General features: G+C 58.9%; 11 protein-coding genes. All 11 read left to right on the forward strand.

All coding sequences use genetic code 11. From position 1 onward, the window contains the following. The first annotated feature begins 217 nt into the window (after positions 1-217). The gene (locus KI811_RS12350; protein WP_214186786.1) at positions 218-1,351 is read left to right on the forward strand and encodes a SpoIID/LytB domain-containing protein; all 1,134 of its coding nucleotides are present in this window, start codon (positions 218-220) and stop codon (positions 1,349-1,351) included. Continuing rightward, a complete protein-coding gene (queA, locus tag KI811_RS12355) occupies positions 1,341-2,372 on the forward strand; it encodes a tRNA preQ1(34) S-adenosylmethionine ribosyltransferase-isomerase QueA (protein ID WP_214186787.1) in 1,032 nt (343 codons plus the stop codon). Before KI811_RS12350 ends, queA begins: the two co-directional genes overlap by 11 nt. A 45-nt stretch (positions 2,373-2,417) precedes the next feature. Next, positions 2,418-3,533: a tRNA guanosine(34) transglycosylase Tgt gene (tgt, locus tag KI811_RS12360; protein WP_214186788.1), complete on the forward strand. Its 1,116-nt coding sequence runs from the start codon at positions 2,418-2,420 to the stop codon at positions 3,531-3,533. Between the two features lie 63 nt (positions 3,534-3,596). Further along, the gene (gene yajC, locus KI811_RS12365; RefSeq protein WP_214186789.1) at positions 3,597-3,917 is read left to right on the forward strand and encodes a preprotein translocase subunit YajC; all 321 of its coding nucleotides are present in this window, start codon (positions 3,597-3,599) and stop codon (positions 3,915-3,917) included. A 19-nt stretch (positions 3,918-3,936) separates the two neighbouring features. After that, positions 3,937-5,538 (forward strand): protein translocase subunit SecD, encoded by a 1,602-nt coding sequence (secD, locus tag KI811_RS12370; protein ID WP_214186790.1) that lies wholly within the window; start codon positions 3,937-3,939, stop codon positions 5,536-5,538. A gap of 9 nt (positions 5,539-5,547) precedes the next feature. Then, positions 5,548-6,456 carry a protein translocase subunit SecF gene (gene secF / locus KI811_RS12375; RefSeq protein WP_214186791.1) on the forward strand — a complete coding sequence of 303 codons (909 nt, stop codon included), beginning with the start codon at positions 5,548-5,550 and terminating at the stop codon, positions 6,454-6,456. Positions 6,457-6,474: 18 nt separating this feature from the next. Further along, a complete protein-coding gene (locus KI811_RS12380) occupies positions 6,475-7,071 on the forward strand; it encodes a tetratricopeptide repeat protein (protein ID WP_214186792.1) in 597 nt (198 codons plus the stop codon). Between the two features lie 71 nt (positions 7,072-7,142). Then, on the forward strand, positions 7,143-8,879 hold the full coding sequence (gene recJ, locus KI811_RS12385) for a single-stranded-DNA-specific exonuclease RecJ (RefSeq protein ID WP_214186793.1): 1,737 nt from the start codon (positions 7,143-7,145) through the stop codon (positions 8,877-8,879). After that, the gene (locus KI811_RS12390) at positions 8,873-9,772 is read left to right on the forward strand and encodes a cation diffusion facilitator family transporter (RefSeq protein WP_214186794.1); all 900 of its coding nucleotides are present in this window, start codon (positions 8,873-8,875) and stop codon (positions 9,770-9,772) included. The genes recJ and KI811_RS12390 overlap by 7 nt, the downstream gene beginning before the upstream one ends. 143 nt (positions 9,773-9,915) lie before the next feature. Continuing rightward, a complete protein-coding gene (locus KI811_RS12395; protein ID WP_214186795.1) occupies positions 9,916-11,400 on the forward strand; it encodes a hypothetical protein in 1,485 nt (494 codons plus the stop codon). A gap of 145 nt (positions 11,401-11,545) precedes the next feature. Beyond that, entirely contained in the window at positions 11,546-13,129 is a 1,584-nt protein-coding gene (locus tag KI811_RS12400; RefSeq protein ID WP_214186796.1) for a LysM peptidoglycan-binding domain-containing protein, read from the forward strand. Positions 13,130-13,135: the final 6 nt, after the last annotated feature.

Consider the following 13,135-nt stretch of genomic DNA (forward strand, 5'->3'; position numbering starts at 1 on the left):
AAACCGGCATGAACAGTGGTTTCCGCCCCCTAAATGCTTGACATTGAACTGGTCTGCACCTATGATGACCATCCGTTGCAGCATCTGGTCAATGTCCCTGTTCTTCGTACTGGATAAGCAATTTGGTTGCCAAGTATACTATGCTCAAAGGGGACTTTTCCCCTTCCTTTATTTTGGGTGTCGTTGAAAGTCGGTATCGGAAGGTCGCTCTGTCACCGTGAGGTTTCTGTTTGCCATAGCGGCTCTGCTCCTGCTCCTTACAGCAGCGGATGGTTTCGCCGCGACTCTCCCCCGGCAGGAGGCCGTTCGGGTTGCCATCATCAAGGGAGTCGAGAGCGTAAGGATTGACGGTGATGGCGTGCTTGCCACCGATGGGAGGGGCGAACCGCTTCGTCTGACTCTCCCCGCGCAGGTCAGGCGTGTCGGAGGGGCTCTCGCCGTGGGGGGGCAGACGGTTGCCCGTCTCACGGTTACTTCTCCTTTGTCCATACAGGTTAACGGCAAGCGTTACCGCGGCACCATTGAGGTTTCTCCCGTCGACAGAGGGGTCCTCGTGGTGAATGACCTCCCGCTTGAGGATTATCTGGTTGGTCTCATCAACTGCGAGATCTCGTCCCAGTGGCCCATCGAGGCGGTGAAGGCCCAGGCGGTGGTGGCGCGCACCTATGCCTCATACCAGAAGCGGGTACGCGCTAACGCCCCGTACCACCTGGAGTCATCGGTGCTTGACCAGGTCTATGACGGGTGCGAGATCGAGGATAGCCGTGCTGCACGGGGGGTACGGGAAACTGCCGGGGAGATTCTCACCTACGGAGGCCAGCCGATCCAGGCATTCTACCATTCCAACTGTGGCGGCCGAACCGAAGTCGCCGAGAACGTCTGGGGGGTAAGGCTGCCTTATCTGAGAAGCCTCGACTGCGCCTACTGTTCCACAACCCCTTCCGTCCGCTGGGAATATTCCATCTCGTTGAAGAAGCTCGAGTCGCTTCTCAGAGGATCGGGGACCCATGTTTCAGGCCTTCGGGATATCAGGGAAGGGAAGCGAAACGAGAGTGGCAGGCTCATTGACCTTGCTTTTGTTTCAGGCGGGGGAACAACGACCGTGACGGCGGTGAACTTCCGCAAGATCGTCGGCTATACCGCCATCAAGAGCACCAATTTTACAGTCAGAGTCACCAGCGACTCGGTTCGCTTTACCGGTACCGGTTACGGGCATGGAGTCGGCCTCTGCCAGTGGGGCGCGAAGCAGCGGGCATCCGATGGTTTCACCTACCGGGAGATTCTTGCCTATTACTATCCCGGTGCGATCCTGAGCAAGCTCCCGGCGGGGCAGGGTGTCGATGCGCGTTGACGATTTCGGCTATGATCTGCCTCCGGAGCTGATAGCCCAGGAACCCCTGGACCGACGTGACGCCACCCGACTCATGACCGTCGACCGGTTGAAGGGAGAGGTCAACGAGGTTCCTTTCCGCGAAATAATCCGGCTTTTCCGGCCGGGAGACCTCCTTGTGGTGAACGACACCCGTGTCATTCCGGCGCGTTTTTTCGGCGTCAAGGAGAGTGGTGGCCGCGTGGAGGTTTTCCTGGAAAGGAGGCTTGCCGCCGATGGAGAACGGTGGCAGTGCCTGCTCCGTTCCTCCAAGCCGTCGCGACCCGGTACCCGGATAGTGCTCGCAGAAGGTGTGTCCGCAGAGGTCATCGAGCGCGGTGAAGGGGATACGTGGCGCGTTTCGTTCACCCCCGTGACAGGGTTCGATGAATGGCTGGATCGCAACGGTTCAATGCCTCTGCCTCCTTACATAAGGAGGAGCGCGGCTGAAGCTGACCGGGAGCGGTATCAGACGGTTTTCTCCCGCCAGCGGGGCGCGGTCGCTGCACCGACGGCAGGCCTCCATTTTACTCCCGAACTGCTGGATGAGCTACGGGAGCGAGGCGTAGAGATTGCCACCCTTACCCTCCATGTGGGGCTCGGCACGTTTATGCCGATCAGGGTTGAACGGGTGGAAGAGCACCGGATGCACCGTGAACGGTATATCATCCCCTCTGCGACCGCCGACGCGGTGAATGCCCGGAAGGGGGGCAAAGGGAGGGTGGTCGCCCTGGGAACCACAGTGTGCCGTACCCTGGAACATGCCGCCCGTGACGATGGCAGCGTGGCAGCCGGCGCGGGAGAAACAGGCATCTTTATCTATCCGGGCTACCGCTTCAAGACGGTGGATGCCCTCATCACCAATTTTCACCTCCCCAAGTCGACCCTGCTCATGCTTGTCTCGGCCTTTGCCGGGAAGGAGCTCCTCTTCAGGGCATACCATGAGGCGGTGACTCGGCGGTTCCGGTTTTTCAGCTACGGCGACGCGATGTTTGTATATTAGGCCGCTTGCCGTTACCGGTTGGCCGCGAGACAATCAGGACGGATTTTGATCCATTTCAAACTTATAAAGAAAGACGGCGCAGCCCGTCTCGGCTCTTTGACAACCCCCCGCGGCACCATCGAGACGCCGATTTTCATGCCGGTCGGAACCCAGGCCACGGTGAAGGCCATGACCCCCGAGGAACTGAAGACCATCGGTGCCCGGATCATCCTGGCCAACACGTACCATCTTTATATTCGCCCCGGCCATGAATTGGTGAGGCGCATGGGCGGGCTTCACCGTTTCATGAACTGGGATCGGCCGATCCTTACCGACAGCGGCGGGTTTCAGGTCTTTAGCCTGAACGAGTTGCGCAAAATCACCGAGGAGGGGGTGAAGTTCCGGTCCCATCTGGACGGTTCCTACCATTTCATCTCTCCCGAGGACGCCATTGCCATTCAGGAGGCTCTGGGGAGCGACATTGCCATGTGCTTCGACGAGTGTACTCCCTACCCGGCCACCCATGACTACGCCCGTCGCTCCATGGAGATGACCACCCGGTGGGCCAGGCGCTGCAAGGATGCGAAGACGCGGGAGGATCAGGCCCTCTTCGGGATCGTTCAGGGGGGGATGTACCGGGACCTGCGGGAGCGAAGCGCCGCGGAACTGCGGGAGATCGGCTTTGACGGCTACGCCATGGGAGGGCTCTCCGTTGGTGAGGAAAAGGAAGTCATGCACGAGGTGCTGGAGTACGCCGCTCCGATGCTTCCCGAAGACCGGCCCCGCTATGTGATGGGAATCGGGGCGCCGGAAGATCTCATCGAAGCGGTCTGGCACGGCTTCGACATGTTCGATTGCGTGATGCCCACGCGAAACGCCCGTAACGGGATGCTCTTCACCTCCTTCGGGCGGGTCAACATCAAGGGGGCAGCCTATGCCGAGGACGCCGGCCCCCTGGATCCCGAATGCGACTGTTACGTCTGTCGCACCTACAGCAGGGCCTATCTGAGGCATCTGTACCGCTCGGGGGAGATTCTCGCGTCGCGGCTCAACACATACCATAACCTGTACTATTATCTGTCCCTCATGGCAAAGGCGCGGGCCGCCATTGCTGAGGGAAGGTTCGCCGCGTTCCGGCAGGAGTTTTACGCCAAGAGGGAGTTGCAGGGGCAATCCTCGTGATCGCTCCATAAAAAAGAGGGACTTTCGGGTTTCCTCTCTATAAATTGTCCGGAGGTTACACAAATGTTCGGAGTTGCTTTTGCCATGGCTGCACAACCGGGAGGAGCCCAGCCGGGCGGCGCCATGGGCGCTTTTCAGGCTATCCTGCCCCTCGTCTTCATGTTCGCCATCTTCTATTTCCTTCTTATCCGTCCCCAGCAGAAGAAGGCCAAGGATCACCGCGCTCTTCTCGATTCCCTCAAGAAGGGGGATCAGGTTGTCACCGCCGGCGGCATCCACGGGAAGGTGAACGCCATAGACGGCGACGTCGTGCTCCTCGAAATTTCCTCGGGGGTCACCATCAAGATTTCCAAGGGCTATATCGCCACCCTGAAGAAGGATTAGAACGAAAGGAGCTTCGCGCATGTCAAAGGGGCTTACCTGGCGTTTCGGCCTTATCCTGCTGTTTATTTTTCTGTCATGTCTCTACATGACTCCGACCTTTGTGTCTCCCCTTCCGTCGTGGTGGAAAGGGCTTCTTCCCAAGGACCGGATCAATCTCGGGCTTGACCTTCAGGGGGGGACCCACCTGGTGATGGAGGTGGAGATCCAGAAGGCGGTGGAAGGCGCCCTCGACCTCATCGCGGGCGATCTGGAGGACAGTCTTGCCGCCAAGACCATCCGGTTCAAGAAGATCGGACGGATCGCATCCGATCGCATCCAGCTCACCTTCTACGACCGGGGCACTGCCGACACGGTGCAGAAGATAGTCAAGGAGAAGTATCCGACCCTGGAGATCGTCCCTCCCTACGACGAGGGGGGGTTCGTCAGCATGCAGCTCCGCGTGGGTGCGAAGGAAGCCCAGGAACGCAAGGACCGCGCCGTTGCCCAGGCCCTGGAAACGATCCGCAACCGGATAGACCAGTTCGGGGTTTCAGAGCCGGTCATTGCCCGGGAAGGGCTCACCAACATCGTGGTTCAGCTTCCGGGCATAAAAGACCCGAAGCGGGCCATCGAACTTATCGGCCGAACGGCCCGGCTGGAATTCAAGCTGGTTGACGAGACGGTCAATCCTGCCACGGCAACTCCCGGCACCATCCCTGAGGACTCCGAGCTCCTCATGGAGAAGAAGACCGACCCCACCACCGGCGCCGTGACCGAAATACCCCTGGTGGTCAAGAAAAAGGCGATGATTACCGGTGATCTTCTCACCGACGCCCAGGTCCGGATCGATTCCCAGTTCAACCAGCCCTATGTGGCGATAGAGTTCAACTCCACCGGCGCCCGCCTCTTCGACCAGGTGACCGCCGCCAACGTGGGGAAGCGTTTCGCCATCGTGCTCGATAACAATATCTACTCCGCGCCGGTGATCCGGGAGCGGATTTCGGGAGGGAGCGCCCAGATATCCGGCTCGTTCTCCGAGAAAGAGGCCGCCGACCTCGCTATCGTGCTCCGGGCCGGTTCTCTTCCCGCACCGGTCAAGATAATCCAGAACGAGACGGTTGGTCCTTCCCTGGGGCAGGACTCCATCACCAAAGGGTTGATGGCCGGTCTCGTGGGAGTGGCGCTCGTCGTTGTCTTCATGTCGATATACTACAGGCTCGCCGGCCTGGTGGCCAACTTCGGCATGGTGCTCAACGTGCTCTACCTCATGGGCGCCCTCGCGGCCCTGGGGGCGACTCTGACCCTGCCGGGCATCGCCGCCATCGTCCTGCTGATCGGTATGTCCGTTGACTCCAACGTCCTTATTTTCGAACGGATACGGGAGGAGATGCGGCTTGGCAAGCCACCCAAGGCGGCCCTGGATGCCGGTTATGACAAGGCGTTCCTTACCATCATGGACTCCCACGTGACGACTCTGATAACGGCCGCCGTTCTCTTCCAGTTCGGCACCGGACCGGTAAAGGGGTTCGCCGTGTCGTTGAGCCTGGGGATTATCATCAACCTGTTCACCGCTCTCGTGGGCACCAAGTCGATTTTCGACTTCGCCCTTTCGCGCCTGCGGATCAAGCGTTTGAGCATCTAGGGGGAGTCCATGGAATTTATCGGCAAGACACATATTGATTTCATGGGGAAGAAGAAGTTTTCCTTCGCCATTTCCATTGTCATAGGGATTCTCGGAATCATTGGCATCGTACGGATTGCCCTCGGGACGGCCAATATGGGGATCGACTTCTCCGGAGGCACCGCCGTGCAGCTCAAGTTCGCCCAACCGGTGCATATCGACCGGGCCCGGGAAGCTCTGGCAAAACACGGCCTGAAGGATGCTAACCTCCAGGAAGTCAAAGCTGGAAACAAACTTCTGGTGAAGATCGGCAAAACGTCGCTCCCCCAAGGGAACGCGGCGGACCTGATCCAGGCTGCCTTTCAGAAGGAGTTGACCGGCAATACGTTCGTGGTGGAAAGCTCCACCGAGATCGGCCCGGCCATTGGCGACAAACTCCGCAAGGACACCCTGATCGCTGTGGCCATCTCTTTGATCGGCATCCTTATCTACATTGCCTGGCGGTTCGACTTTACCTTTGGGATTGGGGCGCTCGTCGCAACCCTCCACGACGTCCTCGCCATGTTTGCCGTCTTTTTCCTCCTGGACAAAGAGGTCAATCTCCTCTTCATTACGGCGGTCCTCACCATTGCCGGCTACTCACTCACCGACACCGTGGTCGTCTTTGACCGCATCCGGGAGAATCTCCATAAGAACACAAAGGATTCACTCGAGACGATCTTCAACTTCAGCATCAACGAGGTCCTCTCCCGGACGATTATTACGGCGCTTACCACCTTTCTGGCCGCCGGATCCCTCTATTTCTTCGGCGGCGAGGTTATCCATGACTTTGCTCTGGCCCTTGTGGTCGGAATCCTCGTCGGTGTCTACTCATCCGTGTTTGTGGCGAGTCCCATTGTCGAGGTCTGGGGACGCCGGCCCAAGACCAGCAAGGCTTGACGTCCAGAGGAGACGATGATGAACAAGGAAACTGTGCTTTACGTGGTCATTGCGCTTCTTGTCGGCATCCTCGGCACCGTGCTCGTGGTCGGCGTGGTCAACAAGCAGAAGCCCGCCCCAGCCACGGCCGGCATTCCCGCCGGCGGCGGATCTCCCGTCGACTACCAGCAGCGGATTGCCGAGGCCGAGAAAATCGTTGCCGGCGATCCGAAGAACCTCCAGGCCTGGATACAGCTTGGCAATGACTATTTCGACACCGATCAGGCCCAGAAGGCGATCAACGCCTACGGCAAGGCCCTGGAGCTCGACCCGACCAACGTCAACGTCCTTACTGACCAAGGCATCATGTTCAAGCGGGTCGGGTGGTTCGACAAAGCTATTGCCAACTTCGAAAAGGCGCAGCAGCTCGATCCGAAACACCTGCAGAGTCTTTACAATCTCGGGGTTGTTTATATGAGCGACCTGAAACAACCCGCCAAGGCTGTGAAATACTGGGAACGCTACCTTGAACTGGATCCCATGGGGCCCAACTCCCAGCAGATTCGGACGATGTTGGAAGAGGCCAAGGGGATGGCGCAGACTCCATCCCCCCAGGGGCAACTCTTCAAGAAGTGATTTAACGGCATTGAATTCCCCGCTTCGGCGGGGTTTTTTTGTGGCAATTGTTCGAGGTAGGGCGGCGGAATATGAACGTGGTTGCCGAAAAGCGTTGGGAGTTACGGATCCATGACAAGGAGGCTGCGGAGAGAATTGCCTCGGACTCTTCGATCGACCCCTTCCTGGCAGCGCTGCTCGTCAACCGAGGCATCACGGACGGCGAATCTGCGCGCCGCTTTCTTTCCTCATCCCTGGGGGATGTGAGCGACCCCTTCCTTCTGAAGGGAATGGAAGAAGCGGTTGTCCGCCTCTGTGCGGCACGGGCACGACGTGAGACTGTGTGCGTCTACGGCGACTATGATGTGGACGGAATTACCGCCACGGCACTGCTGGTAAGTTTTTTTCGTGCAGTCGGTATCCGCTGTTTCTATCATATTCCCAAACGCCTCGAAGAGGGGTACGGCCTTTCGGGGGACGGCCTGCGCAAGGTGGCCGAACAGGCGCGGGTTGTCGTTACGGTCGACTGTGGGGTGAATGCCGTGGCCGAGGCGGAACTCTGCCTCACGTTAGGGGTTGACCTCATCATCACCGACCACCACACCCCTGGTCCGGTCATCCCGAAAGCCTGTGCCGTTATCAATCCTCTTCAGCCGGGCTGTCCCTATCCCTTTAAATTCCTTGCAGGCGTCGGCGTCGCTTTTAACGTGATGGTTGCCCTTCGGGGGCGTCTCAGGGCGGAAGGGGCATTCGCCGGCGGAAACGGACCGAATCTGCGGGAATACCTCGACCTCGTTGCCCTCGGAACCATTGCCGATGTGGTTCCTCTCGCGGGAGAGAACCGGATATTCGTGAAATATGGGCTTCGGGAACTTTCCGCTTCGTCGCGGGTTGGAGTGAAGGCCCTTAAGGATGTCGCGGGAGTCACCGGCCCTGTGAGTTGCGGTGCTGTCGGTTTCAGGCTTGCACCCCGGCTTAACGCAGCCGGCAGAATGGAGGATGCCGCTTCCGGCGTTGAACTTCTCCTCGAGTCCGAGCCGGGTCGTGCCGCGGCCATTGCCGCGGAACTGGAGGCGAATAACGCCGAGCGCCAGGCCCTGGAGCGGCAGATTCTGACGGACGCCCTGGAGCGGGTTCAGGGAAATCCCGCCATGGAGGGGAGAAAAAGTATTGTTCTCGCCTCCGCTGCGTGGCATCCGGGGGTTATCGGGATCGTTGCCTCGCGAATGGTCGATCTCTTCCATCGTCCGACAGTGCTCATTGCGCTGCAGGAAGGAAACGGCCGGGGATCGGGGCGCAGCATTCCGGGCTTTCACCTCTACGATGCCCTAGAGACCTGCGCAGACCACCTCGTGAAGTTCGGCGGGCACCGTTACGCTGCCGGGCTTTCCATTGATGAGCCAACCCTGGAACGGTTCGTGGACCGCTTCGAAGAAGTTGCTGCGGGGCTGCTGTCCGCCGACGACCTGATGCCGGTGCTCCGCGTGGATGCTGAACTCTCGGCCCAGCAGGTGACAGCTGATCTGGCGGACGCGCTTTCGTCCCTGGAGCCCTTCGGAGCGGGAAATCCTGAACCGCTGTTCGTTCTTAAAGATATGGAGATCGTGCGGCGGTGGGCCGTTCGCGGCAACCATCTCAAAGTACGGCTTTTGGGTGGAGGATGCACGTTTGACGCCATAGGGTTTAATCTTGCGGAGAAGGGGGACAGCTTGCCAGATCTCGTGGATGTCGCTTTCACGCTCGGCTGGAACGAGTGGAACGGCCGCAAAACCCTGCAACTGAATCTCAAGGACATCAGGGAGTCCGGACAGGTGCGTGAGCAATGCTGAGGGAAGAGCGTTTCAATAAAGCTGACCGTATTATTGCGGTCGGATTCTGGGCCAACGCAGGACTCATGACCATGAAACTCCTGGCCGGCTATTTCGGGAAATCGGAAGCGGTGGTTGCCGATGGCCTGGAAAGCGCCTGCGACTTCATTGCGATCCTCTCCACGATGATTGCGCTTAAGGTCGGACGTCAACCATTCGACCCGAAACACCCCTACGGGCACGGCAAGGCGGAGAGTATCGCGGCAGTCCTTGTTTCGCTGGTCATCTTTTCAACGGGCATAGGGATTCTTGTAAAGGCCGTCCACACCATTACGGACCGCACCTATCAGACCCCTGATCTGATTGCGGTCCTCGCGGCTCTCATTACCATTGGGGTCAAGGAATGGCTGTACCGTTACACGGTATCGACCGGAAAGCGCCTTGAGAGCCCCGCGCTGGCGGCAGTTGCCAAGGATCATCGCAAGGACGCTGTGACGTCCGTGGCCACGCTTGTCGGCGTTTCCGGCGCCTACCTGGGGGCCGGCATCATGGATCCCCTGGCAGCCGGACTCACGTCGTTCTTCATCTTCCACATCGGCTATGAAACGTGCATGGGAGCCATCCATGACCTCATGGATGGCCTCCCCTCCGGTGATCTGATCCAATTGATCTCCGAAGTGGCTGAAGCGGTTGACGGGGTGGAACACGTCCATGAAATCCGGGGGAGGAGATCGGGCCAGTACGTCATTATTGACCTCAAACTCGATATGGATCCAGAGATGACCGTCAAACGCTCCCATGACATTGCCACGACGGTTAAACGGCTTATTTTCGAGCAATTCCCCAATGTGGGGGACGTGATGATCCACATTAATCCCCACGATGAAGAACACGAGGATCTGATCAGGCTGTAACGGTTGCAATAGGTTGACATTGTCACGTTTTTATGGGTATTAATGGCAACTTAATTTACGTGCCGAATTCGTAGCGCCAAGGAGCCGTTAGTTGTCAATGTCGCTAGCTGGCCCATGCCAGTGACGGACACTCAGGGAATACGATGATAACGATACTCTTCATCTCCGACGATACCCGGGTTCCTGACTTCATTGCCCGGGTGCAGTCTCAGCTCAAGGCCAGAATGAGGCTCGCTACCGATTTCGACCAGGGGCTCAAGGAGGTGTTTGACAACAGGCCCTCTGCAGTCTTTATCCAGGGTGACATCTCGGGAATATCCGGTGAGACCGTTGCGCGCCACATAAAGACCCTCCTCCGTGGTGATGCACCCCGCATTGTGCTCATACATACAGCACCACTGCCGACGCAGGGAGTGAAAAAATGGTTCGATGATGCAGTCGATTTCTCTCTTCCGCAGGCAGAGCTTGCTGATCAGTTTAAGCTTCGGCTGATGGAGATCGCCCCCGATCTCCGGATTGAAACGAATGACGTGCCGACCCCTCATGCTGGAAACGTCGCCGCTGCTCCCCCTAATGTGTCGGACCACCCCGCATCTTCTTCTGGAGAGGTTGAGCCCTTTGATTGGGAGGCGCCCGGGGATGCCGTTCCCCATGCCGTTCAGCCACCCTGTCAAGAGATGCGCTCCGAAGTTGCGGGGAGGGAAGAAAGTGATTCTTCACCGGATGTCTCGCAGGTCCTGGTCGGCAGGGGAGTGGAAACAACCTGTCCTGTGATGCCTTCGCCAGGGGCCGAACTTCGGAACGTGATGCCGTCGATTATCGAAGAGTCCGCCACCACCCAGTCTGCCTTTTCTGAACAGGTTCTCTCGACCCCGGCCACCCCTCCTCCGCCACTGACTCCCCTGCGCGAAGCGGAGCCGAAACCAGCCCCCTTACGTCAGCCAGCTCCGCTTCAAACGGTCGAATCTTCCAATGAGAGATCCGCCGCATCCATGGCCGACTTCAGCGCGGAGAGGACTAAAGAGTCAAAAGCGGAGTGGGTAACCATTCCTCCGCCGGACCGGGAATCCGGAGGGGCAACAGGGCAGCGTCTCACCGCATGGGCTGTCGCCATTGTGGTGCTCCTCATTGGCGCGATGGTGGGCGGGGCATTACTGCTGAAGGGGGAAGGGAATAAGAAAAAATCTTCCCCAAAACCGGAAGCCATGAAACCGGCCCCGACCCGGACTTCGTCTGCGTTGGCTCCTCCTGCAAAGGCTATTACCCAGAAGACTGCTCCGGTGGCGCTTCCTTCTTTTATCCCCGCATCGGGGAGGGATGAGGGTTTTGGTAAGGTCCATCCCGGTTGGGAGCGATATGTCGACAAGGGAATAGAGTACCGTCTTTTCCGTGAGAATGGCCGCCTGAAGGCGGTGCAGGTCATTGCTCTCCGTGGCAAGGCGGTCCCCGAAACCCTTGTTGTTGCCGTTGTCCGGGAATTGACAGGGAGCGAACGCCTCGGCGCCGTATCATCCCAAACGAAAAAGGGGGGATACCTGCGTCAGATAGGTAAGGTTGACGGAAAGGGCGAGGTCGTCATCTACCGCAAAGGGGGGGGCGTCCGGGGGGTGGTTGTAACTCTCAGCTGAGGCATGGTGCCCCGGGATAATCACTGGCCTGCCCCTGTTCTCACGGCCAGAGCTTTACAATCGCAATTTTTCATTGATACACGGGGGAGACTTTTTCGGTTCTTCCCATAACAATTCATACAAGTACTTGGAAACGGGAGATGCAATGTTAGCTACCCCCCCTCGACAAGCTGTTGCCATCGCACTCGCGATGCTGGCCTTCGGCGCTCTGCCGACGCAGGTGCGCGCTATTGACCCTCGCTTTGAGCTCGATCCGCGTTTTCTTGACAAGACCGCTGAATCACCTGCCAAGGAACGGGAGGAACGGCCGGTTCGAAAAGCGGCACGTTCGGCGACCGGGGCGTCTAGCTATACCGTTAAGCCGGGGGACCACATTTTCAAAATCCTCATGAAGGAGTACGGTCTTTCCAATGCCGAGGCCGAAGCCCTCGTGCCCGAAGTGAAGCGTCTTAACGGAATCACGGATATCAGGAGACTCCATGCGGGGCAGTCTTTGCGCATCCCGCTGACGCACCGGCGCGAACATGCCGATGTGGCTGAGCGGAAGGAGTCGAAGATTGTCCGCGGCGCGCCCGCAAGGACTGACGGTGCTGGAGAGAAAAGGCCCGAGTCTCTTGCCGCAGCCTCAGCCGGCAGTGACGGGAAGTCGGCGGGTCACACCATGCGGATGATGAATCTCGCCCTCGCGCAAGAACCGGCCAATCTCGACGCGGTTCGTCAAGTCTGGGGCGGTCTTGTCCCTTCCCGGCCGGTATCCTCTCGGCCGATTTCCATCGAAGACAAAAACTTTTCCCTGTCCCTTGACCCGGAATCATTCCCCTCGTTCCCCGCGGCAGACGGGGGAAGGGTGCTTGTGGATGCCGGGGGGAAGATTCCTCCTCTCGTGAGATCCCTCATCGAGGAGAAGGATCCGTCGGTGCGCATCGTTTCCGAGAGTCCCCGCAACCGCAAGCGCTTCATGGCGTCGCTTCTGGAAGGCGCCCGCTTCTATTCGGTGGCGGACAATGTCGCCCTCTCGTTTGGCGCCGATCCCAAGCTGACGGTCAACGCTGATTTTAAGATCGAAAAGACCCCGGAAAGCGTCCTGAACCACGATGTGGTGCTGATGAGCGTCGAGGAGTACCGGCGCGGCATGCCGCCGGTTCTGGTTCAGTTCCTTCGCCGCGAGGGGTTTCAGGTTCTGGAGCCTTTCCCCACCGGTGATCAGGCATTGCCCCGTGGCGGGCGGACCCTTCACCAGATCACTGCCCACGATACCCGGGGGATCGTCGATGGTCTCCTGCGGGCACTCAACGTGCGCTACGAGGCTGACCGCAGCGTAGAGCTCTACGGGATGGCCGACGGTGGGCTCAGGCTCGAAGTGCGGGCCGACCGCTACTTCGAGGACGGGCGCGACCGGTATGTCGTAAGCTACTTTGACGGAGATCCGGTTTCCTATACCCTGACGAGACTCCTTGAGACCCGGGGATATCGGGTCGTTGTCCTTGACCCGAAGGACGACTTCCGGAAGGTTTCCGAAAAACTCCTGGCCAGGCTGCGGCTTCCCGGCGTCTTCGCCCAGCACGATCTCCTCCAGTACCGGGATGCGCCCTACGGCATCCAGATGTCGGGGGTCCGCATGCGTGCCCATGGGGCAGAGGGGGAGTCGGTCTTTCTCACCAATGTCGAGCTCGATCCGCTCTTCAGGGATCTCCTCGATTACAGCGGCTACTCGGTCATTTCCCATTAAAGAGGG

The sequence above is a fragment of the Geobacter hydrogenophilus genome (assembly GCF_018501225.1).
Lineage (GTDB): Bacteria > Desulfobacterota > Desulfuromonadia > Geobacterales > Geobacteraceae > Geobacter > Geobacter hydrogenophilus.

Coding starts and splice junctions, on each gene's coding strand:
- recJ (WP_214186793.1), top strand. CDS start 7,143: ATGAACGTGGTTGCCGAAAAGCGTTGGGAGTTACGGATCCATGACAAG.
- secD (WP_214186790.1), top strand. CDS start 3,937: ATGTCAAAGGGGCTTACCTGGCGTTTCGGCCTTATCCTGCTGTTTATT.
- KI811_RS12400 (WP_214186796.1), top strand. CDS start 11,546: ATGTTAGCTACCCCCCCTCGACAAGCTGTTGCCATCGCACTCGCGATG.
- KI811_RS12390 (WP_214186794.1), top strand. CDS start 8,873: ATGCTGAGGGAAGAGCGTTTCAATAAAGCTGACCGTATTATTGCGGTC.
- queA (WP_214186787.1), top strand. CDS start 1,341: ATGCGCGTTGACGATTTCGGCTATGATCTGCCTCCGGAGCTGATAGCC.
- secF (WP_214186791.1), top strand. CDS start 5,548: ATGGAATTTATCGGCAAGACACATATTGATTTCATGGGGAAGAAGAAG.
- yajC (WP_214186789.1), top strand. CDS start 3,597: ATGTTCGGAGTTGCTTTTGCCATGGCTGCACAACCGGGAGGAGCCCAG.
- KI811_RS12395 (WP_214186795.1), top strand. CDS start 9,916: ATGATAACGATACTCTTCATCTCCGACGATACCCGGGTTCCTGACTTC.
- KI811_RS12380 (WP_214186792.1), top strand. CDS start 6,475: ATGAACAAGGAAACTGTGCTTTACGTGGTCATTGCGCTTCTTGTCGGC.